We start from the raw sequence: 22,880 nt of genomic DNA, 5'->3' as shown, positions 1-22,880 counted from the left end.
TTCGGCGCGCCCGGCGGTTCGATCGAGATCGAAAGATTTTACTGGGCGCCGGTTCCGGTCACGCTCGAGCAGCCGTTGGCCGGGCTCGCGCCATAGGCGGCGATCGCCGTCGAGCTGGCCGAGTCGAGATAAATGCTGTTGATCGCCCCGGTCCAGTCGTGGAACGGGTCCGTCGACGCCGACGGCAGAGGCCCGAAGCCGTTGACGACGATGACATCCTCGGCGTTGCCGGCCGGGGACGACAGCTTGTAATGCCACTTCAGATAGCTCACGACATCCGAGGCGCGGGTCGCGGCGGCGACGCTGTCGCGGCCGGCGCCATAGCAGCTATAGAAAAAGCCATAGGCCGTGCCGGTGAGCGGATAAGCGCCGTCGGCGGGCGCCAGCGGGAGCTTGGAGAGACCGGTGATGGCGACCGAAGTTCCGCTGCCCGGCAGATAGGTCGTGGCCGGCCAAGCCTGAGCATAGACGTTCCACTCGTTGAAGTCCGCGGTGGTAGGCACGGAGAGAGCCGTCCAAGCCGCTTCGGCGCCAAGCGGCGACGGCGTGGCGAAGTCGGCCGGAACCGTCGTCCCGGTGGGCGTTTGGCCGGGGTGATAGACGGCATTGGCGCGCAGATAGTCGTTCTGCACATTGGCGGCGTAGGGCGCCGTCGACGTGACCGGATTATTGGGCAGGACGAAATCGGCGCTCAGATAGCCGATATAGCCGTAATTCGCCGAGCTGTTGCCGACCGCCGCCGCGACAGCGTCGCTGCCGGCGGCGCTGACGGTATGGAGCGTGCGGCCAAAGGCCGTGACCTTGTTGATGAGCTGCGTGAAGTTGTTGTTGGGCAGGACGGTCGTCGAGAAGATCGTCTGATAGCCATTCGTGCCGTCATCGAGCAGCGGGCAGACCGCCTTCAGATAGTTGGTGAAGATGAAGCTCGTGCCGCTGCCGTCCGACCGATAGACGATGTTGATCGGCGTGCTGACGCTGGCGTAGGGCGTGCCGCCGCCGGTACCGGGCGTACCGGCCGTGCTGCCCGCGCGCCAGGTGTTGGCGGCCGCAAAGCTTTCATGACCGATCGTGCCGTCGGCCTTGAGATAGGCGATGCTGGCGGTCGAGTTCCAATCCGTCACGAGGCCGGAGAAGATCGCGCAGATCTGCGCGGACGAGAGCTGGATGCGGCCGCCGTACACATTGCCGGGAATCTGCGACTTGATCGTCCAGGTGGTGCCGCCGGCCACCGTGGCGCCGGTGTTCTGATCGACTGCCGGCAGATTGACGGCGACGGCGACCGGCGCCTCGAACAGCGGAAGCTGGATCGGCTGACCATAGCTCGCCGTCGGGAAGCTCGTGGAGCCAGTAGCCAACGTCGTGTGGTTGATCTGGTCCCAGTTGTAGAGGGTCGTGGTGTAGATGGCGGTGTAGGTGCCCGGGGTGCTCACGAAGTTCGCGGGCAGCGGCGAGTCGCTCGCGCCGAAGTCGATGCGCGGATAGGGATAGGTCGAGAAGCCGAGGCTCGGGAAGAGATAATCGGGAGGGGTCGCCGGATCCTGACCGGTTCCGAGGAAGCCCTGCGCCGGGTTGTTGGAGATGAAGATGCGCTGGCCCGAGCCGCTGCCGATGGCGGCGTAGAGCAGCAGGATATTCGAGGAGTTGTAGACGTAGAAATTGGCGCTGAGCGCACGCTCGGCCAGAGAGGCGAGCGTGCTGCCGCCGCCGTAGATGCCGTCGCTGGCCTGGGCCGCCGGGGCGCCGATCAGGGCGATGGTCGAAAGCGCGAGCGCGGAGCTCCCGTTACGCAGAGCTTTTTTGAAAGAATGAGCAGACATGTGCTTCTCCTGATGGATCATCGCGTAGGGCCGCGCGAAAGAGTCGGCTTCCTCGACGGAGGCCGCCCGATTCCTGCTCGAAAATGACGTTTTGGTTACAGTTATCCGACAGAGACATGAATATAGGTGAAGTAGATACTTAGTACGCTCGACCTATATCCTCGTCATGTGTCGCCATCTCGCCGCCTTACACTCCATAGACGGCGAAATTCGACCGATCGCGAAGCAAATAATTCGGCGATTGTTTTCAAAAAAAGAGTCGCTGTCGGCGCGTCGGCTCTTTATATTTCGCCGATCACGTGATCGATGTTTCGGGAAGGTCCGCGAAGCCGCCGAAACTCGACGCTTTTTCGGCCGGCGGCGCATGGGCGCGCGTGAGCGGCGGGCCGCTTCCCTCACAAATTTTCGCCTGAGCGAAGAGGCGGACCTCTGCTCCTGTCGAACGCGGCGAAAAAAGACCGAGCGCGCCTTTCGGCGCGCCCGGCGGTTCGATCGAGATCGAAAGATTTTACTGGGCGCCGGTTCCGGTCACACTCGAGCAGCCGTTGGCCGGGCTCGCGCCATAGGCGGCGATCGCCGTCGAGCTCGCCGAGTCGAGATAAAAGCTGTTGATCGCTCCGACCCAGTCACTCCCCCACCCCCACCGCGGCAGAGGCCCGAAGCCGTTGACGATGATGACATCGTCGGCGTTGCCGGCGGGCGACGTCAGGTTGTAATGCCACCTCAGATAGTCCTTGAGGTTGGTGACGCGGGTCGCGGCGGCGACGCTGTCGCGGCCGGCGCCATAGCAGCTATAGACATAAATATAGCTCGTCCCGGTGAGCGGGTAAGCGCCGTCATACGGCGCCAGCGGGAGCTTGGAGCGACCGGTGATGTCGACCAAATTCGGCGAGACGGTGCCCGGCAGATAGGTCGTGGCCGGCCAAGCCTGAGCATAGACGTTCCACTCGTTGAAGTCCGCGGTGGTAGGCACGGAGAGAGCCGTCCAAGCCGCTTCGGCGCCAAGCGGCGACGGCGTGGCGAAGTCGGCCGGAACCGTCGTCCCGGTGGGCGTTTGGCCGGGGTGATAGACGGCATTGGCGCGCAGATAGTCGTTCTGCACATTGGCGGCGTAGGGGGCCGTCGTGGCCGGATTGTTGGGCTGGACGAATCCGGCGCTCAGATAGCCGATATAGCCGTAATTCGTCGTGCTGTTGCCGATCGCCGCCGCGACCGCGCCGCTGCCTTCGGCGCTGGTGGTGTTGAGGGTGCGGCCAAAGGCCGTGACCTTGTTGATGAGCCGCGTGAAGCTGTTGTTGGGCAGGACGCTGGTCGCGAAGATCGAGTGATAGCCGTAAGTGTTGCTCGGGTCGAGCAGCGGGCAGACCGTCTTCAGATAATTGGTGAAGATGAAGCTCGTGCCGCTGCCATCCGGCCGATAGACGATGGTGATCGGCGTGCTGGAGCCGGCGTAGGGCGTGCCGCCGCCGGTACCGGGCGTGCCGGCCGTGCTGCCGGCGCGCCAGGTGTTGGCGTCCGCGAAGCCTTCCGTGCTGTTCGTTCCATCGCTCAGGAGCGTCGGAATGGTGGTGGTCGAGTCGTTCCAATCCGTCACGAGGCCGGAGAAGATCGCGCAGATCTGCGCGGTCGAGAGCTGGATGCGGCCGCCATACGGGGCAGGGTTGGCGGGGAACTGCGACTTGATCGTCCAGGTGACGCCGTCGACCACCGTCGTGCCCGTGTTCTGATCGACCTCCGGCAGATTGACGGCGATAGCGACCGGCGTCTCGAACAGCGGCAGCTGGATCGGCTGACCATAGCTCGCCGTGGGATAGCTCACCGAGCCGGCGGCCGTCCTCGTGTGGTTGAATTGGTCCCAGATGTAGGTCGTGGTGGTGTAGCCGGTCGCGAAGTTCGCGGGCAGCGGCGCGTCGCTCGTGCCGAAATCGACGCGCGGATAGGGATAGGTCGAAAAGCCGAGGAACGGGAAGAGATAATCGGGAGGGGTAGCCGGATCCAAACTGTATCCGAGGAAGCCCTGCGCCGGATCGTTGGAGATGAAGATGCGCTGGCCCGAGCCGCTGCCGATGGCGGCGTAGAGCAGCAGGACATTCGAGGAGGTGAAGTAGTGGGCGCTGAGATCGCGTGCCGCCAGCGAGGCGAGCGTGCTGCCGCCGCCGAAGATGCCGTCGGTGGCCTGGACCGCCGGGGCGCCGATCATGGCGATGGTCGAAAGCGCGAGAATGGAACTCCCGTTGCGCAGAGCGCTTCTGAAAGAAAGAGCAGACATGTGCTTCTCCTGACGAAATCATCGTGCGGGGCTGCGCGAAAGGGCCGGCCTCCGCGACGGAGACCGGCGGATCCCTGGCCGAAAATGACGTTCTCGTTGCAATCAATCGACAGAATCGTGAATAGAGACGCAGAAAATGCTTCCGTATGATCCCCGCGTTCCCGCGATTCCTCGTCGTCACGCCGCCTCGAGAATATAGACAGCGAAAACCCGCCGATCGCGAAGAAAATAATTTGCGAATTTTGTCAGAAAAACGAGTCGCGGTCGGCGCGCGGGCTCTCTATATTTCGCCGATCACATGATCGATTGCTGTCGGAGGTCTATGAAATGGCCGAAGTTCCAGGCTTTTTTCAGCCGAGGGTGCGCGCGCAACTCGCGGACTTCCGCCCCGTCACGCCCGCCGCCGTCGGCGGGTCCCGCCCGCCGACGCCGCCCGCACTGCTCGCGCGCGCGCAAAAGCAATATGCGCGGGGCGTCGATCATGCCCGCGCCGATCGCTGGCGCGAAGCGCTGCGCTTTTTCGAGGAGGCGGCCCGCTGCGCGCCCGATCAGCCGAACTATCATTATGTGCATGGCGTCGCTCTGTGCCGCCATGATCGCTTCGACGAGGCGATCGGCGCCTTTCGGCTCGAATTGGAGGTGACGCCGGACCATGCGCCCTCCTTGACCGAGATCGGCACCTGCCTCGCGCGGACCGGGCGCGCCGGGCAGGGCATTTCCTTTCTGCGGAGGGGGCTCGCGCGAATGCCCAATCTGCCGCTGGCGCAATTCAGCCTCGGCCTCGCGCTGATGACGGAGCGTCGTCCCAAGGAGGCGATCGGCGCGTTCGACAAGGCGTTGGCGCTCGACGGCGCCTATGCGGACGGCTATCGTATGCGCGGCCTCGCCCTCACCATGGAAGGCGAGCACGACAGGGCCGTCGACGATCTGCAGGCCGCCGCCGCGCTGGACAGCAGGAATCATCGCGCGCTGCTCGATCTCGGCTTGAGCCTCGGCGCGAATGCGCGCGAGCAGCAGGCGGCCCGCTTGTTCGAGATGGCCGCCAAAGTGGCGCCGGATATCGCCCTGCCGCAATATGTCTACGGCAATTTCCTCATCAATCACCGCTTGTTCGAAGTCGGCCTGCGATATGTCGATCGCGCCATCGAGCTCGATCCCTTGCAGGCCGAGCCCTATGTCGGCCGCGGCTTCGGCCTGCTCGGGCAAGGCCGCATAGACGAGGCGGTCGCCGCCTATCGACGAGCCGGAGAGCTCAAGCCGGAGAGCGCTCAGATCGCCGGCACGCTGCTGTTCGCCCTGCAGCATTATCCGGGCGTCACCAAGCAGGATCTGCTCGACGCGCACAAGCGATGGGCGGCGCTCTACCGTCCGGCGGCGCCGCGCGACAAATTCGGCTTTTCGAACGATCCCGATCCGACGCGCAAGCCGCGGCTCGGCATTGTTTCGGCCGATATGCATCGTCACGCGGCGGCCTTCCTCACGCTGCGCGCCTTCGAGCAGCTCGGCGCGCTCGGCTATGAAATCTACTGCTACAAGACCGACAGAAAGCGCGAGGACGACGATTTCAGCGAGCGCTTCAAGGCGGCGGGAAAATTCTGGCGCGACGTGTCCGATCTCGAGGACGCCGCTCTCGCCGCGCTGATCGAGGAGCATAGGATCGACATTCTCTTCGATCTCGCCGGCCACACGGCCGGCAATCGCCTCTCCGTCTTCGCGCAGCGCGCGGCGCCGATCCAGCTGAGCTGGGCCGGCTATGTCGGCACCATCGGTCTCGACACCTATGACGGCGTCATCGCCGACCCGGTCGAGATTCCGCCTCGAGACGACGAATTCTACGTCGAGCCGGTCGTTCGCCTGCCCGATTGCTATGTCTGCTATCATCCGCCGACCAAAGCGCCGGATGTGGGCCCGCTTCCCGCGCTCGCGAAGGGCTCGATCACCTTCGGCTGCTTCAATCGTCCGGCCAAGATCAATGCGGAGGTCGGGCGCGCCTGGGCGCGCATCGTCGAGCAGCTTCCCGGCGCGCGCATCCTCATGGTCTATGGCGGCCTGAACGAGAGCGCGACGCAGAAGGCGCTCTACGACGTTCTCGAGAAGGGCGGCCTCTCGCGCGAGCACGTCGAGCTCGTCGGCGGCGCCGAGCAGCCCATATTGCTCGACGCCTATGCGAACCGGGTCGATCTGGCGCTCGACCCGTTTCCCTATTCCGGCGGCGTCACGACGCTCGAAGCCATGTGGATGGGCGTGCCGACGGTCACTTTCGTCGGCGACACTTTCGCCGGCCGCCATTCGGCGACGCATCTCACCGCCGCGGGCCTGTCGGACTTCTGCGCGCAGTCGATCGACGACTATGTGGCGCTCGCCGTCGATTGGGCGCGGCGGCCGGAGGATCTCGCCGCGCTGCGCGCCGGCCTGCGCGACAAGGTCGCTGCTTCGCCGCTGAACGATCATGTCCGGTTCGGGCAGAATCTCTCGAGCGCATTGTCGGAGCTCTGGACGGGGTGGTGCGATCGGCGCCGCGCGCATGAGGCGGGCGGCGCGGAAGCGGCCGCATGAGCGCGGCTGCGGCGAGCACGATGTTTGAACGCAATCGAGTTGCATTCGGGTGAGCGATATGACGCAACAGAATATTCCCGGCGGACGTCATCCAGACTATATCCGCGCCATTCTCGACCGGGCCGTCAAAATGATCGGCGAGGGCCTGCTGGACAGCGCCGAAGTGCTGCTCGGAACTTTGAGCAACGAGCCGAGCACGCGCGAGGTGACGGCCCATCTGCTCGGCGTGATCGCGATGCGGCGCATGGAGACGTCGGCGGCGCAGCTTTTCTTCAAGGCGGCCCTGGAGGCCAATCCACACAATGCGGAGGCCCATGCGCAACTCGGCGCTCTGCTGCTCGACGAACGGCCGGTCGCGGCGGCGGCGGCGTTCGCGGCGGCGCTGACGATAGACGCGCGCAATCCCGATTGGCATGTCGGGCTCGCCACGGCGTTCCAGCGTCTCGGCTTCGACGATCTCGCGAGGGACAATCTCGCCGACGCGCTGGCGCTTTCGCCCGATCATTCCGAAGCTGCGAAGCGCGCGGCGGCGGAGACGCGCGAGATCGACGAATTGCCGCAGGAGGAGGACGAGGCGCTCCTCTGCGACGCGCTGTTCGCGGAGGGAACGCGGCGCCAGGCCGCGGGCGAGCTGGCGCGCGCCGCCGCGATATTCGAGAGGATATTGACGCGCGCGCCGGAGCACGCCTTCACTCTCTGCAATTTCGGCGCGCTCCGCCGCGTCATGGGTGATCTGGACGCATCCGAGGCGCTGCTGGAGCAGGCGATCGCCATCGATCCGAATCTCGCCCCAGCGCGTCTGGCGCTCGCCGAGACGCATATGGCCGCGGGTCGGGATCCGGAGGCGCGCGCGCAATTCGAGACGGCTATCGAGCTCGAGCCGAAAGACGCGGCTGCGCGCGCAGCCTATGCGATGGCCTTGCAAAAAATGGGCGCAGTGCAAGAATCGATCCCCCATTTTCACCACGCTATTCTCCTCGACCAGAATCGGCCGGCCGAATTCTACGCCGCGCTCGGCTCGGCGCTCCAAGCGATGGGAATGCGCGATCGCGCGGAGATCGCGCTCCGCCACGCCGCGGCTTTGGCGCAGGCGCAGTAACGGCGCTTTCGGCTCCGATGCGCGAGTCGAAAGCGCGGGAGCCGACGCAGATCCTCGCGCGAGCGATCATTCATCGGGGAAGGGCGGATTGCGCGGCCGCCGCGACGGCATCCGCTTGCCGATGTCGCGATCGATCTGCCTCGCGCAATCGGTCAGCGCCTGCTTGAGTTCCGTCTGGATCGTGCGTTTCGTCACTCCGAAGCGCTCGGCGAGAACGGAGGAGGGCACTTCGTCGATCGAGACCGCCAGCAAAATATCGCGTCGCCGCGGCGGCATTTCCATCATGACGCGCTTCAACGCCTCGATCTCCGAACGCGCCTCGACGATGCGCTCTGGATCGGGCGCCTCGTCGATGATATCCGACGAGAGCTCGGTTTCGGACGGCCAGCCGAGGAAATCGGATTTGCGCCGAGTGTCGGCCAGCCGCGTGGCGACGCGGAGAATATAGGCTCTCGGACTCTTGATCGGACCGAGTTCGACATTCGACTGCAGCCGCAGAAACGTATCTTGAAGAGCGTCCGCGGCCCTATCCGGCGAGCCCAGTCGGCGCGACAGATGACGCTTGAGGTCTTCGTAGCCCGTGAGAAGCAAATTGATCAAAGTCGCGCGGCTGGCTTCGATCGTCATCGAACACGCTCCGCTTCCATCGCAGCGAGGAGCCACGATGTCTCGAATATGCGCCGACGGATTAGGTCGGCCCGATGACCCGGCAATGACACGCGCGTGATTTTCCTCGATTTGACAAAATTTCCTGCCAACGGATTCGGTCGTGAAGCGCTTGTTTTCCAAGCGCGCTGCATCGTTCGCTTCAGGCGGAGAGCGCCGAGACGAAATAGGCGAGCCATAGCGCTGGACACAGGTAGGCTCCGAAAGGCAGCCTCGTCTCGGCGTCGACCCGCACGCCCCGCAGACGGGCGAGACCGACGGCCACGAGCGCGGCGCCGGCCGCGAGAATGATGCAGAGCGGCGCGAATTCCAACGGCAGCCAGGCGCCGATCGCCGCGGCGAGCTTCACGTCGCCGAGCCCGAGGCCCTCGATCCCTCTCAGCCGTGCGAATATTCGTCGGACGAGCTCGAAAACGCCTGCGACGCACAAGGCTCCCACGGCGGCCTCGAGGACAGCAAAGAGCGGATCTTCGGCGGCGAGGAGCGCCGCGGCCGCCAGGCCGGCGAGCGACGCTCCGAACGTCACATGATCGGGCAGGAGGAAGGCGCGCGCGTCCATTTCCGCGCCGGCGATCATCAGCGCGCCGAGCGTGGTCGACGCGACGGCCGCGGGCCAACGCAGCGATAGAAGGGAGACGACGGCGACGGCGGACGTTCCGGCGATGACGAGCGCCAAATTCGGCCGCGGCTCATCGTCCTCGTTCGGATCGAGGGCGCTGTTCATTTGCGGACGCGATGGTCGCGCGAAAGCGCGGATGCGTTCACGAGGGGCGACGCGCCGCGCATCGATTCGAGCCGCGAACGGAATTCCTCCGCGACGCCCTGCGCGTCAAATCCGTCGCGGATGATTTGAGGCCTGATGAAGACGATGATCTCTTGCCGATTCTTGGTCTTGTCCGTATTGCCGAACAGATCGCCGAGATAGGCGATACGGCGCAGAACCGGCAAGCCGTCCAGCGTGTTGTTCTCCTGCTCGCTGATCATGCCTCCGAGCATCACCGTCTGACCGCTCGTCACCGAGATGGTCGAATGCACGCGCCGTTGGGAGATGGTCGGCGTCAGGCTCGTGCTGGTCGCATTGGAAATTTCCTGCTCGACTTCGAGCTGGATCGTCCCATTGGCGTGGACATGCGGCCAGACCTTCAAGATCACGCCGGTGTCGCGCCTCTGGTAGGAATTGACGACGGAGTTGGTGTTGCTGAGAATATTCGTCGCCGTGCCGGTCGAGATCGGGATTTCCTGGCCGACCTGGAGAAGCGCCGGCTGATTGTCCGCGACGACCAGCGAGGGCGCCGACAGCACCTTGACGCTGGTGAGCGTCGAAAGCGCATTCAAAATGAGGTGAGGCCGCGCCTCCGAACCGAGAACCAGATTGAAGCCGGGAAGCACGCGCTGGAGGACGAGGCTCGTCGCCGTGGCCGAAGCCGATGTCGTCGCGTCGGTCGATTGCGAATCCGAAGCCTGCATCGCCGCCGCGGTCGTCGCATTGGTCATCGAGCCATTGGCTCTGGTGGCGTTGCCGAGGTAATATTGCACGCCGTATTGCAACTGATCCGTCAGCGAGACTTCGGCGACGGTCGCCTCTATGGCCACCTGCAATTGCGGCCGGTCGAGCTCGCGCAGCGAACGTTCGATGACGCGATAGTCATCCTGACTGGAATAGACGATGATCGAATTGTTGCTGCTGTCGGCGGTGATGCGCACATTCTGAAAGACGCCGCGAGGCAGGCTGCCCGGCGAGCTCGCGTCGCTCTTCGCCTCCGCGTCGGCCTCTTTCTTCTCGTTGAAATTCTCGAACGAGGCGGCGATCTGGTTGGCGCCCTGGCCCTGGCCCGCGCTCGCGACGCCGGCTTGGCGCGAATTGGCCCCGGTGGAGGCGTTGTTGCCGAAAGCGCTTCCGGCGGACACCGCATCGAGCTTGGATTGTGCGGCGCTCGCGCCCGGCGCGATTTGGCTCGTCGCGGACTCGCTCGTCGCGCCGGCGCCCTTGCCGACGAAGATATCGCTGAGAATCTTCGCGATTTTCGTGGCGTTGCCGTTTTCGAGACGATAGATGCGCACGGTCGTGCCCGTCGTGTCCGAACGATCGAGGCGGCGCACCCATTGCGTGACGCGCTCCAGCGTCCTCGGACTGGGCGTTATCGCCATCACGGCGTTCATGCGCGCGATCGGCTGGAATTTCACCGCGCCGGCGCCTTGCGCGCCCTCGCCTGTTTCGAAAATCTGCTCGAGCTCGCGGACCAGCGTCGCCGGGGACGTCGATTTCAGCGGATAGACGCCGACGGATTGGTTGCGCATCCACTCGACATCGAGGGCGGCGATCATGTTCAGCACGGCGTATCGATCATTCGTGGGGCCCTGCACCAAGACGAAATTGCGGGCCGTGTCGGCGCGGATCATATTGGCGCGGGTCACGAAATTTTCCGCCGCCTTCACAACGGCGGCGGCGGAAGTGTAGCGTAGCGGAACGATCGTGACGCCGAATCCCGGCTGATCGGCGCCGAAGGTGACGGGGCCCGTGCCATTGGCCTCGTTGATGGGGACGATCCGGATGACGTCATGGTCGCGCACGAGCGCCGCATTGGACATGCGCAGCGCGCTCTCGACCGCGGGCAGCACGTCCTTGCGCGCGATCGGGGCCGTGGCGACGAGCGTTATCGGCGTCGTAATGCGCGCATCCACGACGAAATTCAGTCCCAGCGCATCGCCGAGCAGGGCCTTCGCGACGGTCTGGACGTCGGCCTGATCGAAATTGATCTCGACGCCGTCTCCGCGCTCGGCGGCGCCGGGGGGCGACGGGGTGAAGGCGAGCGGCTCGGCGGCCTTCGTCGTCCGCTGTCCGCCCGCGCCCGGGAAGAGCATCGGGGGCGTCTGCTTCTCTCGGCGGGGGTGATCGGCGAGATATGGAAAGCGCGCGGTCAGATCGGCGGCGCGGACGGACTCGACGCTGTCGCCCGGACCGACGCCGGTCAATTGCTCGGGGGAAGAGCAGGATTGCAGCAGTCCCTGTGACGTCGCGAGAAGCGCGGCGAGCAGCCAGCGCCGGGCCGCAGGAAAAAGTGAACCGGCGCGCCGGCCCGTGGAGCGACAAAACACAACCCGACTCCGAACTAACGAACTTCACGAACAAACTTTCGCCCACGCCGGCGTCCAAATCGAATCGCACGTTCGTGTGACAGAGAGGCAACGAAACCGTGGCCGTAGTCGGGCGTCGGGCGGCGCGACTGTCACGATGACGTCAAGGCGAGTGACTTTACTGAAGAGCAATTTGCTCCGCACCGTGAGTTTCGGTGGTCTTTCATGTCCCAAAGCGCATTTGTCGAGCATCTTTCACGAAAAGGCGTCCTGCGTGAGCCGGAGGCGAACGAAGGCGCGCGCGGCCGCGACATGACCGGAGAGATCGACTGGGCGAGCCTCACCCGGCTGACGCCTTCCGACTTCGCCGACGAGCTCGCGGATTTCTACGCCTGCAAGCGCATCAAGCGCGGCGAGCTCGCCGCCGACGAATTCGCGGGCGGCCGCCTCTCGCATCGCTTCTTGAAGGACGGGCGCCTCTTTCCATTCGCGGACGAAGACGGCCGTCTGCTGCTGGCCGTCGCCGCGCCGGTGGACGCGGAGACGCTGCTCGCCGTCGAGATCGCGCTGGAGCGCAAGACGGAGATCGCGGTGGCGACCGCCGACGAGATCGACGCCGTCCTCGCCGCCGCGTGCGGCCAGGAGCAGGCGGCGGCGACCGCGGAGATCGCCGACGCCGGCTCCGACGATCTCGACGATCTTCGCGATCTCGCGCGCGGCGCGCCGGTGGTGCGCGCGCTCGACGATCTGCTGCGGCTCGCCGTGGAGCAGCGCGCCACCGATCTGCATATCGAGCCCTTCGCCGGAACGCTGCAGGCGCGGCTACGCGTCGACGGCCTCTTGAAAGCGACCCCGGCGCCGCCGGCGAGCATGGCGAAAGGGCTGCTCTCCCGCCTCAAGATCATGGCCGGCCTCAACATCACGGAACGTCGCCTGCCGCAAGACGGACGGGCGCGCATCGTGGTCGCCGGCGCCGAGATCGATCTGCGCGTCGCGACGATGCCGAGCCTCTACGGCGAGGGCGCTGTCATCCGCCTCCTGCGCAAGGGCTCGGGCGTCGTCGCGCTCGACCAGATCGGATTGTCGCGGCGCGACCGCGAAATTTTGACGCATAATCTCCAGGCGCCCTTCGGCATGATCGTCGTCACCGGACCGACCGGCTCCGGCAAGACGACGACGCTCGCCGCCTCGCTCGCCGAGATCAATGAGCCGACGCGCAAAATTCTGACGATCGAGGACCCGGTCGAATATCAAATTCCCGGCGTCAATCAGACGCAGGTTCATCCCGGCATCGGGCTCACCTTCGCGACCTCGCTGCGCGCTTTCCTGCGCCAGGACCCGGACGTCATCATGGTCGGCGAGATGCGCGACGCCGAGACCGCGCATATCGGCGTCCACGCCGCGCTCACCGGCCATCTCGTGCTCACCACGCTGCACACGAACACCGCGGCCGGCGCGATCACCCGACTCATCGACATGGGCGTCGAGAGCTTTCTGCTGGCCTCCAGCGTGCGGGCGATCATCGGACAGCGCCTCGTGCGCATTCTCTGTCCAGATTGCAAGCAGCCCCATGCGCTCACCGCGCAGGACCTCGCCGAAGATGCGCGCTATGCCTCGTTCGGTTTCGCGGAAGGCGAGATCCTGCACCGTCCGAAGGGCTGCGAATGGTGCAATTTCACCGGCTTTCGCGGCCGCCGCGGCGTGTTCGAAGTCATCGAGGCCTCGCCCGTCCTGCGCGCCGCGATCGGACCCAAGACCGATGCGAGCGAGCTGGAAAAAGTCGCGCGGAGCCAAGGCATGACGTCCATGACGGAGGACGGCGTGGCCAAATGCCGAGCCGGACTGACGACGATCGACGAAGTCTTCCGCGTCACCATGAGCGTGTGATCCGATGCCACAGTTTCGCTATCGCGCGGTGACGCCGGCCGGAGACGTGGTCTCGGGCGAGGTCGAGGCGTCGACGCGCGAGGAGGTGCTCCGCCGCATCGAATATCTCGGCCATCTGCCCATAGAGGCGGAGCTCGCGAAAAAAGGACGGCTCGACGCCTTTTCGGCCGGCGGCCGGCCGCCGCCGGCGCGCGACGTCACCATCTTCCTGCGGCAATTGGCTCTGCTGATCGGGGCCGGTCTGACTTTGGAGGCAGGGTTGCAAACGCTCGCGGAAGACGCGAGCAAACCCATTATCCGCTTCGCCGAGGCGCTTCGCTCGGCGATTTCGGCCGGCGACAGTTTCGGCGAGGCGCTGGAGCGTCATTCGAGCATCATCGAACCGGCTTATGTGGCCATGGTGCGCGCGGGCGAGGCGTCGGGCAGGCTGGAATCCGTGCTGGGCGCCATCGTCGAGGATCGCGCCCGCCAGGAGCTGCTCGGCGAGCGGATCAATTCCGCCATTCGTTATCCTTTGTTTCTCATAGGTTCCGCTGTTCTCATCCTGTTTTTCTTCCTGGTGTATGTCGTGCCGCAATTCGAGCCGGTCTTCAAAGACGTCGGCGACCGCCTCAACGGCGGCGCGGCCTTCGTGCTGGCGGCTTCCGCCTGGCTGCACGCCAATCTCTATCCGTTCCTCGGCGGCTGCGTGGCCTTCGCCCTTCTTCTCTGGCTGATCTTCAGCCGCGCGGAATCGCGTGGCCTTCTGATCGCAGGGCTCGCAAAAATGCCGGGCGTCGCGGGGCCGATGCGGGACGGACGCGCGACGCGCGTCATCGGCGCGCTCGGTCTGCTCGTCGGCAATGGCGTCCCCTTGCCGGCGACGTTGAAGATTCTGCGCGATATCGTCGCCGAACCGGCGGCCGTCGCCGCGATCGACAAGGTGCTCGAGCAGGTGCGCAGCGGCCGGCGTTTCGCCGAGGCGCTCGCCGAGACGGATCTCCTGCCTCCGCTCGCCGTCCGAATGCTGCGCGTCGGCGAGGAGACGGGCGATCTCGCCGCCATCGCCGCCCATGCGGCGCAGTTCTACGAGCACAGGCTCGCCCTCGGCCTGGACCGTCTCATGGGAGCGATCGGCCCGGCCGCCATTATTTTCGTCAGCATCATCGTCGGCGCTCTCGTCGTTTCGATCATGAGCGCCCTTCTCAGCATAACGGAGCTCGCCGTATGAACAGATCGCTTCTTTCCAAGCGCGCCGGGCGCCTCCTGCGAACGGCGAGTCCGGGCTATACGCTGGTCGAAATGCTCGTCGTATTGACGATCATCAGCCTGATCCTCGGTCTGGTCGGCCCGCGCGTGCTGAACTATCTCGGCGAGTCGCGCGTCAAGACGGCGAAGCTGCAGATCGAGAGCTTCGCTTCCGCGCTCGATCTCTTCTTCATCGACGCCGGCCGCTATCCGAACGCCTCCGAAGGGCTCGCCGCTCTCGTGCAGCGACCGAGCGGCGTAGACGTGTGGAACGGGCCCTATGTGAAAGGCGGCCGCATTCCCAACGATCCATGGGGCAAGCCCTATCAATATCGCTTCCCGATCGACCACAATCCGCCCTATGAGATCTCGTCCTATGGCTCGGACGGCCAGGAGGGCGGCACGGGGTCGGCGGCCGACATCTCGAATGTCGAACGCGTCGCCAATGCCGAACGTTGAGCGGCAAGGCGGATTCACCTTGATCGAAATGATGGCGGTGATGATGATCATCGCCTCGATCTCCACTCTCGCCGTGGCGCTGGCGCCGGGCTCCGGGCGGGCGCGGCTGAAATCGGTCGCGATCGACACGGCGGCGCTGCTGCGGCGTGAGCGGCTCGGCGCGCTGATGAGCGGCAGGCCGCGTCACGTCGCGATGGACATCGAGAAGCGCGCGTTGCGCGGTGAGAGCGGCGGCGAGGTGAAACTGCCGGCCGACGTCGCTGTCGCGCTGCTCGGAGTGGACGGCGCGGCGGGTTCGCTGCGGCCCGTGGTCCGCTTCGAGCCGGACGGCGCATCCACGGGAGCGGCGCTCGCTTTCGAGCGGGAGAATGTCCGCTTCGAGGTGCGCGTCGACTGGTTCACGGGGGGCGTGTCGATCCATGCGCGGTGACGCGAACCGCCGGCGCGCCGGCTTCACGCTCGTCGAGGCGCTGGTCGCTCTCGCCGTGCTCGTCGCTTTCGCGGGCGCGCTCGGACCAAATCTCTTTCATGCTCGCCGCATTCTGGCGAGCGGCAAGGGGCGTGTGAACGCCGCGCTGCTCTTGCGCTCGCTCATCGCGGCGCCTTTCGACCGCGAGAACGGAGCGCAGACGCGGGAGGGCGAAACCGGCGGCTTTCGCTGGCGGGTCGCCGCCCGGCCGATCGTTCTCGACACCCCCGTCTTCGACGGCCCGCCTCCAGGCAGGAGGGAGGAGGGGAGGGCGGACAAGGAGGGGAAGGAAGAGGACGAGCCGAAATGGACGGCCTATCGCGTCGAGGCGCGAGTGGTCTGGGGCGAGGGGCAAGCGATCGCAGCGGAGACGATCCGTCTCGCGAAGGCGCGATAGGAGGGGGCGATGGCGGAAGGCGGCGCCGCGGACGAAAGAGAGGCTCGCGCGGGCTTCACCCTGGTCGAGACGCTGGCGGCGCTCGCCGTCGCCGCCGCGATCATCGTCGGCGCGGCGGAGCTCGTTCACCATGTCGCGCTCTATTTCGATCGCGGGGCGCTCGGCGTGACCGAAGCCGAACGTTTCGCGTTGGCGATGGATCGGCTGTCGCGCGATTTCGGCGCCGCGCGTTTCGTCGCCGCGTCCGCGGAGCGGGACGAGCGGCGGTCCGAACCGGGCCCGTCCGGCGCGGCGCGAAAGGGCGACGAAAAAAAAGCTCGGGTCATCGCATTCGAGGGCGCGCCTGAACGAATCGTCTTTGTTTCGGGGAGCGCCGTCGGCGCTCGCGCCGCGCCGGAGGAGGCGCTGACTCTCGAGGTCGAGCCCCTGCGCGACGGCGTGACGCGGCTGGTGCGGCGGCGCGCCGTCTGGCTCGGGCCGCGCTCGGGCCTTTTCGCCGAGGCGGCGAGCGACGCCGTCGTGCTGCTCGAGGGGCGTTACGAAATATCGTTCGCCTTCGCGCGGGCGGACGCGTTCGGCGCGCTGACCTGGGTCGACAGTTGGACGGGGCGGACCGAACTGCCGCGGCTCGTGCGCTTGCGGCTCGTGGATCCCGCGTCCGGCGCGAATCTCGTCGTCGGCGCGGAATTCATCGTGTGGGCGGACGCGCCGGCCGCTTGCGCGCGAGACGCGCCGGACTGCCTGCCCGGCAAGACCGGCGCGCCAGGCGAGAAGAAGGCGCCGCCGCCGCCCGAGGAGCCGACATGAGCGCTGGCTCCCGCCGGAATCCGCGCCGCGGCGTCGTGCTCGTCGCCGTGCTGTGGACGATCGCTATGCTCTCCGCCCTCGCCATGGCGGCGGCGGCGGGGTTTCGCGGTTTCGCCGGCGTTCTCGGCGTCGATCGCGACCGCGTGCAAGCGGAAGCGCTGTTCACGGCAGGGCTGGAGGCCGGCGCGGATCTTCTCGCGAAATATCGCGGCCGGCCGCTGACGCCTGTCGAGACGCGCATCTTGCTTTCGGCGGGAGCCGCGCGCGTGCGGCTCGGCGACGAGCTCGCACGGATCGACATCAACAAGGCGCCGGTGGAAGTATTCGCCTCGCTGCTCGCCGAAATCGGCGCGCCCGACGCTGGGGAGGTCGCTCGGGAGATCGTCCTGTGGCGTGACGGCGTGGTGAAGACCGTCGCCCAGGGAGAGGCGGCCGAGCCGCGGCGGCAGGCGGCGGGCCCGGCGCCCCCGCCGCAGCGCCAACAGCCGGCCAAGCAGGGATTCGAGCAGGTTTTCACCAATGTCCGCCAGATGACGCAAATTCCGGCCGTGACGCCGGCCTATGCGCGCCTCATGGCGCCCTATGCGACAGTGTTCGGCGATGAGACGGTCAACGCCGCGACTGCGTCGCGGCAGGTCTTGCGCGCCTTGCCCGAGATGACCGAGGCCAAGATCGAGCAGCTTCTCGAAGCGCGGAGCGCGGCGCCGCTCGAGCCGGCGCGACTCGACCAGATTCTCGGCTCTGCCGGGCGCTATGCGAAAGTCTCGACCCGTTCGGTGGCGCGGCTTCGGATCACGATCGCGCTCGCCGACGGCTATGCGGCGGCGGCGGAGGCCGTCATCGTCATATTGCCGAAGGATACGCAGCCTTATCGTGTTCTCTCGTTCGAGCAGCTGCCGACGCCGATCGGAACTGACGAACGCCGCTTTTTCGAGTGAAATCCATGTCGGGCTCTGATTTCATCATTCGTTGGATCGATGCGTTGGCGAAATTCGCCGAACGCTCGCGCGAAATTTGGCGAAGCCGCGGCGCCCTCTTCGTTTCCCGAGAGAACGGCGGCTTTCTCATACGTTCCGCCGCCGACCCCGGCGCCCCGGTTCTCGCCGCGTCGGCGGCCGGCCCCTTTTCCGAGGACATTCAGCGGCGCGCGCGAAGGGAAATCGTCCTGCTCGAATGGCCGCAGGAGCGGGTCGTCACACGCCGCATCGCTCTGCCCGCAAAGGCGCAGGAATTCCTGCGCGGCGTCGTCGACAATCGGCTCGATCGTCTCTCGCCCTGGCCCGTCGCGCAAGTTTTCTACGGGCTCGCCGTCGTTCCCGGCGAACAGCCGGCCACTCTCGACGTGCGCGTGTCGATCGTCGCGCGCGGCGAGATCGAGGCGGCCTGCGCGGAGCTCGCCGCTCGCGGACTCGCCGTCGACAGAGTCGTGGCGGCGTCCGCCGACAAGCCGGCGAGCGAGGCGCCGGTCGTCTTGTGGTCGCGGAACATGCGGCAGGCGGCGGAGGACCGGGGGCGCCTGCGCCTCGTCATCGGCGGCGGGCTGGCGGCCTATGTGGCGCTCTGCGCGGGGCTCGGCCTCTGGGCCACGTTCTCCGCGGCGTCGCTGCAGGAAGAGAACGAGACGCTCGCGGCGCGCGCGCGTGCGATGCAGAAGCAGGCGCGGGCCGGCGAGGATCCGCGCACGGTCGCGGCTCTCGGCTTGCCGGAGCGCGCCTGGGCGCGCAAGGAAATGTCGATTTCCGCCGTCCATCTGCTCGAATCCTTGTCGCGGAGCCTGCCGGACGGCGCCTATCTGACCGAGCTCCGGTTCGAGGCCGACAAGCTGCGGATCGCCGGCCTCGTCGAGGACGCGCCGCCGCTGATCGCCGCGCTCGAAGCCTCCGGGCCGTTGTCGCAGGTGCGCTTCTCCGCGCCGACGACGCGCGGCCCCGACGGCAGGCTCTTTTCTTTCAGCATAGAGGCGCAGGTCGCGGCGCGCCTCGCCCTGACGGGAGGATGACGCCGTGCGACTCGATCTTCGACTGGATCGCGACGAGGGCGCGGCGCTCGGGGCGCTGGCGCTGCTCGTCGTCGCCTGCGCGGCGGGCGCCCTGTTCGCGCTCGCGGCGCTGAGCGGCGCGGCTGAGGAAAATGCCGAGCGTCGCGACACGCTGGCGCGTCTCGAAGCCGCGCACCGGCGCGGCGGCGCGTCGGGCGGCCGTGCGAGCGCGCCCGAGGCGGCCTTCATCGCCGCGCCGACGGCGGGACTCGCCAGCGCGCAATTGCAGGCCTATGTCACGCGCCTCGTCAGTGCGCGGCGCGCTGCCCTGGCCTCGTCGAGCGCCCTGCCGGCGACCGGCCAGGAGGCGGCCGACTCCGTCCGATTGCAGGCGACATTCGATATGGAGCCTACCGCATTGCAGGCGCTGCTCTACGAGCTCGAAACCGGGGCGCCCTATGTTTTCGTCGAGGCGCTCTTCCTCCAACCGGAAAGCGCGGGGCGACGCGGCGGCGACCAGCCGTTCTTGCGCGTCACCTTGAACCTGCGCTCCCATTGGCGGCGGACGGCCTCATGAGAACCTCGCTGCTCGCCGCGCTCGCCCTTCTCGTTTGGTCGCTCGCGCGCGTCGCGGCGCAGGAGACGACGGCGCGCGCGCAGGTCAATCCTCTGGCGCGGCTGCCGCTCGAGCGTTTCACCGCGACGCGCGACCAGCCACTGTTCTCGCCGAGCCGACGGCCGCCGCCGCCCGCCGTCGCGACGCGGCTCGAGGTCGAGCCGCCGCCGCCCGAGCCGCCGAACGTCGTTCTCGTCGGCGTTCTGACCGACGAGCGAGGGACGCGCGCTTTCGTCCGGCTCAATCCGATGGACAAGGTTCGCGCCGCGCGGATCGGCGACGACATCAGCGGCTGGAAGGTCGCCGAGATCGAGCCGACCCGCATCGTCCTGGCGCAAGACCGGCGCACCAAAGCCTTCGCGATGTTCGAAGCGAGGCGCCAGTCGACGAAGACCGCTATGCGAAAGACGCAGCGGTAAACTTTGTTTCGGATTTCGGCGGCCTGGTCTTCGGGTTGGACCCTCGCGCGTCGTCTCTCGAATAGGGCCGCCGTCGTCGCGCCGTGGGCCTATTCGTCTCGAAGGCAAAGAACAGCAATGTCGAAGCAGAAACGATCGCCCCTCGCCCGATTGGCGGGCGCCTTGGCGAAATGGCTCGGATCGGGGATCGTGGCGACGGGCGCCCTGCTTCCCGGACCGGCGCCGACGCAGGCCGCCGCCTACCGTTCCCTAGAGGGCGCGCCGGCCGCATGGCTGAACTACGCATCTTTGGTCCAGCGCCGGGTTCAGGACTGGCTCGGGCAGGACGACGAGCCGGGGCGCCGGCTGCGCGCGTCCCTGGAAGCGCGCTCGCAGCAGCAAGGAGCGACGCCGAGTTTCATCGCGCGTCTCTGGATTCTGGCGAATGGAAAAATCGAGCGCGCCGATTTCGAGGGAATAGACGTCGCGGAGGCCGTCGCGCTGCGCGCCCTTTTCGCGGGACGGGATGTGGGCGCGCCGCCGCCGGCCGATATGTCGCAGCCTCTGCATCTGAAACTTTCGCTGCGGGGCCAAAATTGAGCGGCGGGGCGCATGATCGCCGCGAAGCCCGAGCGCGTGGCGGGAGGCGTCCGACTTGGGCGATGCTCGGCGTTCTCGCGGTCTCCGTGCCGCCGCCCGGCGCTCTGCTCGCCGCCGAAGAGACGAGCCAGGGAGCGCCCGCCTCGAAACCGGAGCCGAGCGCGACGCCTTCGGCCGTCGACGCCGCCAGAGCGGCCGCGCCGCAGCAGCGGCCGGGCTCGCCCACCTTCTATCGCGCGCTAGCCGAAGCGGAAGCGCGTCGAACAGGAATGCCGGGCGAGATCGCCGACGCCGTCATGGCGGTCGAGAGCGGCTACGATCCGCACGCCATCGGCTCGGTCGGCGAGATCGGCCTCATGCAAGTGCTGCCCTCGACGGCGCGCGCGCTCGGATTCGTGGGCAGAATCGAGGGGCTCGCGGCTCCCGAGGCCAATATTCACTACGGCGTGAAATATCTCGCGGGCGCCTGGCGCCTCGCCGGCGGCGACCTCTGCACGGCGGTCATGAAATATCGCGCCGGCCATGGCGAGACGCGATTTTCTCATCGGTCTGTCGACTATTGCGCCGCCGTGCGCGCCAAGCTCGCGGCGCGCGGCTATCGCGTCACCGGAGCCCTGCCGATCGCAACCTTCGGCGACGCGCCGCGATTTCGGCTCGGCTCGGCGCTCGGCGCCGGATGTCGCCGAAACTGCCTCGCGGCGTCCGGTCAAGCCGGGCTCGACTTCGGCGCGATCAACTCCCATCTGGATCATGTCGCCGTCCAGGCGAGCGCAAACGCCGTCCGGCTGCGGTGAGGCGTCACGCCGTCGGCGGACGCCGCCGCGATCCATTGTTCGGAGGACCGACCGTGCAATCTCCCATTCTCGCCATTCTGACAGCCATTGTGCTCGCCGCGCCGTGCCATGCGAATGACGCCGCCGCGCCGAACGGCGGACTCGTCATCGGCGGCGAAGCGCCGCGGAGAGCCGCGCTCTCGACCTGCGTCGATGTGCAGATCGGAAACGATCTGGCGTTCGGCTGCCTCAATCGGCGACTGCGGAGCGCGGTCGACAAGGCGCGGCCGTTTGTCGAAGCCCCGCCGGTCGACGCGCGATCCTCCGACCTGAAGACCGGCGTCGTCAACATGCCGGCCATACGCCAGCAATATGGACCAAACTTCGGCGTTTCGGTCATTCCCTATCGAATGCCCGCGGCCCATGGCGGATCGCCGATCCTGCAACGTTGACGCGTCTCCCGAATCTCCGCTTCGGACGGCGGTGGCGGAAATTGCAGGACGGCCCGCATGCGCGCCGGACTCTAGGCTTTTGTTTTGACGCGTTTCCAACGCCGAACCGGCGTCCACTTCGGCTGGAAACTCTAGACTAGACGACGGGTCCGCTGTCGCGAGCTACGAGCGCAGCGCGGGCGTCGGCGCGAATCCGGGCGATCATCGATCTGAAGCCGTTGGAGCGTTGTGGCGTCAGATGGTTTCCCAATCCGAGGCGTTCGAACAATTCGCCCGGATCCGCCTGCAAAAGTTCGGCGGCGTTTTTTCCGAGGCAATATGCCAGCAGGATCGCGACCAGACCGCGGACGATATAGGCATCGTATCACGAGCGACGGCGGAGTGCGATCTTTGTCTTGTAGCGTCGTCCACAGCCAGACCTGACTGACACAGCCAGGCACTCTGTTCTGCTCGGTCTTCAGCTCATCGGGAAAGGATTCGAGAGCGGGTCCGAGTTCGACGACATAGCGATAGCGATCGTCCCAATCGTCGAGAAGATCGAACTGCGTGATGATTTCGTCGATCGTTGTCATGGATCATTTTCCCGAATGTACATGCTCCACCACGAAGACCTCGCCGCGAAAAAAGCCGCCGCCTCTATCGCTGTGTCTTGGGCTCTCCCCATCGGCTCTCCTGTGGATTGGTCGAACTCGCAACGGGACAGTTCTCGGTCGGCAGCTTGGCCTTGCGGATGACGAAGCATCCACATTGCGTGCAGATTTTATGCTCTTTGCCGGCGTTCGACAGTAGACGGTAGACAAGGCGTTCAGCCGGCGCGTCGCCGAGATGATCGCAGGCGTGACATGTCGCGAGACGATGCTGATAAACGGGCCTCGCCACCATTGCAAAGCCGGCTTTCGCCCATCGCGCGAAAGCCGCAGCGGCATGCGCCAGCAATTCTCCGTCTCCTGGGCCCGATGTTTCACGCCCGCCGCCGTCGGGCGTGCGCAGAAGCTCGGTCAGCTGTTCGGCATCTCCTGTCGCCTCCATCAATCGTAGCGCATAGGCGGATCGACGCGGTTCATGAGCAGAGTGAGCCAGCGCCCGCCCGGTGCGCCGTGCTCATAGGGCAGGTAACGGCGCAGGAAGCCGATGTTCTCCTTGCCCCAGGCGGCGATGGCGTCGAAATGATCGCAATCGGCCATGGAGGCGCAGACGACGAGCAGCAGCACCTCGCGGAGCGGATGCGCGACACGCCAGGGCACGCGAGGATCGTCGATGATCGAGAAATGGTCGAGAAGGGTCGTGCCCCTTGGAGAGGTGTAGCAGCGGCGCTCGGGCGCGCGGAGCGGAGGC

Annotated in this window: 21 protein-coding genes and 2 pseudogenes; 15 read left to right on the top strand and 8 right to left on the bottom strand. The window is 66.5% G+C overall.

Going from position 1 to position 22,880, the window contains the following annotated elements:
• Window positions 1-38 precede the first annotated feature (38 nt).
• Entirely contained in the window at window positions 39-1,817 is a 1,779-nt protein-coding gene (locus KP010_RS01530; protein ID WP_216280309.1) for a substrate-binding domain-containing protein, read from the bottom strand.
• Window positions 1,818-2,325: 508 nt separating this feature from the next.
• Window positions 2,326-4,086, bottom strand: coding sequence for a substrate-binding domain-containing protein (locus KP010_RS01525; RefSeq protein ID WP_216280308.1), 1,761 nt, complete (start codon window positions 4,084-4,086; stop codon window positions 2,326-2,328).
• 327 nt (window positions 4,087-4,413) lie between these two features.
• On the opposite strand from KP010_RS01525, the gene KP010_RS01520 reads away from it, so the two are divergent.
• Entirely contained in the window at window positions 4,414-6,642 is a 2,229-nt protein-coding gene (locus KP010_RS01520; protein ID WP_216280307.1) for a tetratricopeptide repeat protein, read from the top strand.
• 58 nt (window positions 6,643-6,700) lie between these two features.
• Window positions 6,701-7,741 carry a tetratricopeptide repeat protein gene (locus tag KP010_RS01515; RefSeq protein ID WP_216280306.1) on the top strand — a complete coding sequence of 347 codons (1,041 nt, stop codon included), beginning with the start codon at window positions 6,701-6,703 and terminating at the stop codon, window positions 7,739-7,741.
• Between the two features lie 66 nt (window positions 7,742-7,807).
• On the opposite strand, the gene KP010_RS01510 is transcribed toward KP010_RS01515, so the two are convergent.
• The 3 genes from KP010_RS01510 to gspD all read right to left on the bottom strand — a co-directional run bounded on the left by KP010_RS01510 (window position 7,808) and on the right by gspD (window position 11,503).
• Complete coding sequence (locus tag KP010_RS01510) at window positions 7,808-8,368, bottom strand: RNA polymerase sigma factor (RefSeq protein WP_142864394.1); 561 nt, start codon at window positions 8,366-8,368, stop codon at window positions 7,808-7,810.
• A gap of 181 nt (window positions 8,369-8,549) precedes the next feature.
• Window positions 8,550-9,131 (bottom strand): A24 family peptidase, encoded by a 582-nt coding sequence (locus KP010_RS01505; protein ID WP_142864395.1) that lies wholly within the window; start codon window positions 9,129-9,131, stop codon window positions 8,550-8,552.
• Window positions 9,128-11,503 carry a type II secretion system secretin GspD gene (gene gspD, locus KP010_RS01500; RefSeq protein WP_371824175.1) on the bottom strand — a complete coding sequence of 792 codons (2,376 nt, stop codon included), beginning with the start codon at window positions 11,501-11,503 and terminating at the stop codon, window positions 9,128-9,130. The genes KP010_RS01505 and gspD overlap by 4 nt, the downstream gene beginning before the upstream one ends.
• A gap of 204 nt (window positions 11,504-11,707) precedes the next feature.
• Between gspD and KP010_RS01495 the strand changes: the two genes are divergently transcribed.
• From KP010_RS01495 to KP010_RS22545, 13 genes are all read left to right on the top strand, one after another.
• Window positions 11,708-13,369 carry a GspE/PulE family protein gene (locus KP010_RS01495; RefSeq protein WP_216280305.1) on the top strand — a complete coding sequence of 554 codons (1,662 nt, stop codon included), beginning with the start codon at window positions 11,708-11,710 and terminating at the stop codon, window positions 13,367-13,369.
• 4 nt (window positions 13,370-13,373) lie between these two features.
• A complete protein-coding gene (locus KP010_RS01490) occupies window positions 13,374-14,579 on the top strand; it encodes a type II secretion system F family protein (RefSeq protein ID WP_216280304.1) in 1,206 nt (401 codons plus the stop codon).
• Window positions 14,576-15,055, top strand: a complete 480-nt coding sequence (gene gspG, locus KP010_RS01485; protein ID WP_142864398.1) for a type II secretion system major pseudopilin GspG — start codon at window positions 14,576-14,578, stop codon at window positions 15,053-15,055. The genes KP010_RS01490 and gspG overlap by 4 nt, the downstream gene beginning before the upstream one ends.
• Window positions 15,042-15,485, top strand: a complete 444-nt coding sequence (locus KP010_RS01480; protein ID WP_216280303.1) for a prepilin-type N-terminal cleavage/methylation domain-containing protein — start codon at window positions 15,042-15,044, stop codon at window positions 15,483-15,485. Before gspG ends, KP010_RS01480 begins: the two co-directional genes overlap by 14 nt.
• Window positions 15,475-15,921 carry a prepilin-type N-terminal cleavage/methylation domain-containing protein gene (locus KP010_RS01475; RefSeq protein ID WP_216280302.1) on the top strand — a complete coding sequence of 149 codons (447 nt, stop codon included), beginning with the start codon at window positions 15,475-15,477 and terminating at the stop codon, window positions 15,919-15,921. Before KP010_RS01480 ends, KP010_RS01475 begins: the two co-directional genes overlap by 11 nt.
• Before the next feature lie 9 nt (window positions 15,922-15,930).
• A complete protein-coding gene (locus KP010_RS01470; RefSeq protein ID WP_216280301.1) occupies window positions 15,931-16,728 on the top strand; it encodes a prepilin-type N-terminal cleavage/methylation domain-containing protein in 798 nt (265 codons plus the stop codon).
• Window positions 16,725-17,666 carry a type II secretion system protein GspK gene (locus KP010_RS01465; protein ID WP_142864402.1) on the top strand — a complete coding sequence of 314 codons (942 nt, stop codon included), beginning with the start codon at window positions 16,725-16,727 and terminating at the stop codon, window positions 17,664-17,666. Before KP010_RS01470 ends, KP010_RS01465 begins: the two co-directional genes overlap by 4 nt.
• A 5-nt stretch (window positions 17,667-17,671) precedes the next feature.
• Complete coding sequence (locus tag KP010_RS01460; RefSeq protein WP_142864403.1) at window positions 17,672-18,727, top strand: PilN domain-containing protein; 1,056 nt, start codon at window positions 17,672-17,674, stop codon at window positions 18,725-18,727.
• Window positions 18,728-18,731: 4 nt separating this feature from the next.
• The gene (gspM, locus tag KP010_RS01455; protein ID WP_142864404.1) at window positions 18,732-19,283 is read left to right on the top strand and encodes a type II secretion system protein GspM; all 552 of its coding nucleotides are present in this window, start codon (window positions 18,732-18,734) and stop codon (window positions 19,281-19,283) included.
• Entirely contained in the window at window positions 19,280-19,741 is a 462-nt protein-coding gene (locus KP010_RS01450) for a hypothetical protein (RefSeq protein ID WP_142864405.1), read from the top strand. The genes gspM and KP010_RS01450 overlap by 4 nt, the downstream gene beginning before the upstream one ends.
• A gap of 117 nt (window positions 19,742-19,858) precedes the next feature.
• Window positions 19,859-20,320: a hypothetical protein gene (locus tag KP010_RS01445; RefSeq protein WP_142864406.1), complete on the top strand. Its 462-nt coding sequence runs from the start codon at window positions 19,859-19,861 to the stop codon at window positions 20,318-20,320.
• A gap of 62 nt (window positions 20,321-20,382) precedes the next feature.
• The gene (locus tag KP010_RS01440) at window positions 20,383-21,114 is read left to right on the top strand and encodes a lytic transglycosylase domain-containing protein (protein WP_142864407.1); all 732 of its coding nucleotides are present in this window, start codon (window positions 20,383-20,385) and stop codon (window positions 21,112-21,114) included.
• Between the two features lie 53 nt (window positions 21,115-21,167).
• On the top strand, window positions 21,168-21,545 hold the full coding sequence (locus tag KP010_RS22545; protein ID WP_371824174.1) for a hypothetical protein: 378 nt from the start codon (window positions 21,168-21,170) through the stop codon (window positions 21,543-21,545).
• Between the two features lie 136 nt (window positions 21,546-21,681).
• Here KP010_RS22545 and KP010_RS01430 read toward each other — a convergent pair.
• The 3 genes and pseudogenes from KP010_RS01430 to KP010_RS01420 all read right to left on the bottom strand — a co-directional run.
• Window positions 21,682-22,117, bottom strand: a pseudogene (locus KP010_RS01430) (SufE family protein).
• Between the two features lie 64 nt (window positions 22,118-22,181).
• On the bottom strand, window positions 22,182-22,481 hold the full coding sequence (locus KP010_RS01425) for a hypothetical protein (protein ID WP_142862697.1): 300 nt from the start codon (window positions 22,479-22,481) through the stop codon (window positions 22,182-22,184).
• 104 nt (window positions 22,482-22,585) lie between these two features.
• A pseudogene (locus tag KP010_RS01420) lies at window positions 22,586-22,807 on the bottom strand (transposase family protein); the annotation flags it as partial.
• Window positions 22,808-22,880 lie beyond the last annotated feature (73 nt).

The sequence above is a fragment of the Methylosinus sp. KRF6 genome, from assembly GCF_018887255.1.
In the GTDB taxonomy this organism is placed as follows: Bacteria; Pseudomonadota; Alphaproteobacteria; order Rhizobiales; family Beijerinckiaceae; genus Methylosinus; species Methylosinus sporium.
Note: the sequence above shows the minus strand (reverse complement) of the source record. Positions and strands in the feature narration are given on the sequence as shown.

Coding starts and splice junctions, on each gene's coding strand:
- KP010_RS01530 (WP_216280309.1), bottom strand. CDS start 1,817: ATGTCTGCTCATTCTTTCAAAAAAGCTCTGCGTAACGGGAGCTCCGCG.
- KP010_RS01525 (WP_216280308.1), bottom strand. CDS start 4,086: ATGTCTGCTCTTTCTTTCAGAAGCGCTCTGCGCAACGGGAGTTCCATT.
- KP010_RS01520 (WP_216280307.1), top strand. CDS start 4,414: ATGGCCGAAGTTCCAGGCTTTTTTCAGCCGAGGGTGCGCGCGCAACTC.
- KP010_RS01515 (WP_216280306.1), top strand. CDS start 6,701: ATGACGCAACAGAATATTCCCGGCGGACGTCATCCAGACTATATCCGC.
- KP010_RS01510 (WP_142864394.1), bottom strand. CDS start 8,368: ATGACGATCGAAGCCAGCCGCGCGACTTTGATCAATTTGCTTCTCACG.
- KP010_RS01505 (WP_142864395.1), bottom strand. CDS start 9,131: ATGAACAGCGCCCTCGATCCGAACGAGGACGATGAGCCGCGGCCGAAT.
- KP010_RS01495 (WP_216280305.1), top strand. CDS start 11,708: ATGTCCCAAAGCGCATTTGTCGAGCATCTTTCACGAAAAGGCGTCCTG.
- KP010_RS01490 (WP_216280304.1), top strand. CDS start 13,374: ATGCCACAGTTTCGCTATCGCGCGGTGACGCCGGCCGGAGACGTGGTC.
- gspG (WP_142864398.1), top strand. CDS start 14,576: ATGAACAGATCGCTTCTTTCCAAGCGCGCCGGGCGCCTCCTGCGAACG.
- KP010_RS01480 (WP_216280303.1), top strand. CDS start 15,042: ATGCCGAACGTTGAGCGGCAAGGCGGATTCACCTTGATCGAAATGATG.
- KP010_RS01475 (WP_216280302.1), top strand. CDS start 15,475: ATGCGCGGTGACGCGAACCGCCGGCGCGCCGGCTTCACGCTCGTCGAG.
- KP010_RS01470 (WP_216280301.1), top strand. CDS start 15,931: ATGGCGGAAGGCGGCGCCGCGGACGAAAGAGAGGCTCGCGCGGGCTTC.
- KP010_RS01465 (WP_142864402.1), top strand. CDS start 16,725: ATGAGCGCTGGCTCCCGCCGGAATCCGCGCCGCGGCGTCGTGCTCGTC.
- KP010_RS01460 (WP_142864403.1), top strand. CDS start 17,672: ATGTCGGGCTCTGATTTCATCATTCGTTGGATCGATGCGTTGGCGAAA.
- KP010_RS01450 (WP_142864405.1), top strand. CDS start 19,280: ATGAGAACCTCGCTGCTCGCCGCGCTCGCCCTTCTCGTTTGGTCGCTC.
- KP010_RS01445 (WP_142864406.1), top strand. CDS start 19,859: ATGTCGAAGCAGAAACGATCGCCCCTCGCCCGATTGGCGGGCGCCTTG.
- KP010_RS01440 (WP_142864407.1), top strand. CDS start 20,383: ATGCTCGGCGTTCTCGCGGTCTCCGTGCCGCCGCCCGGCGCTCTGCTC.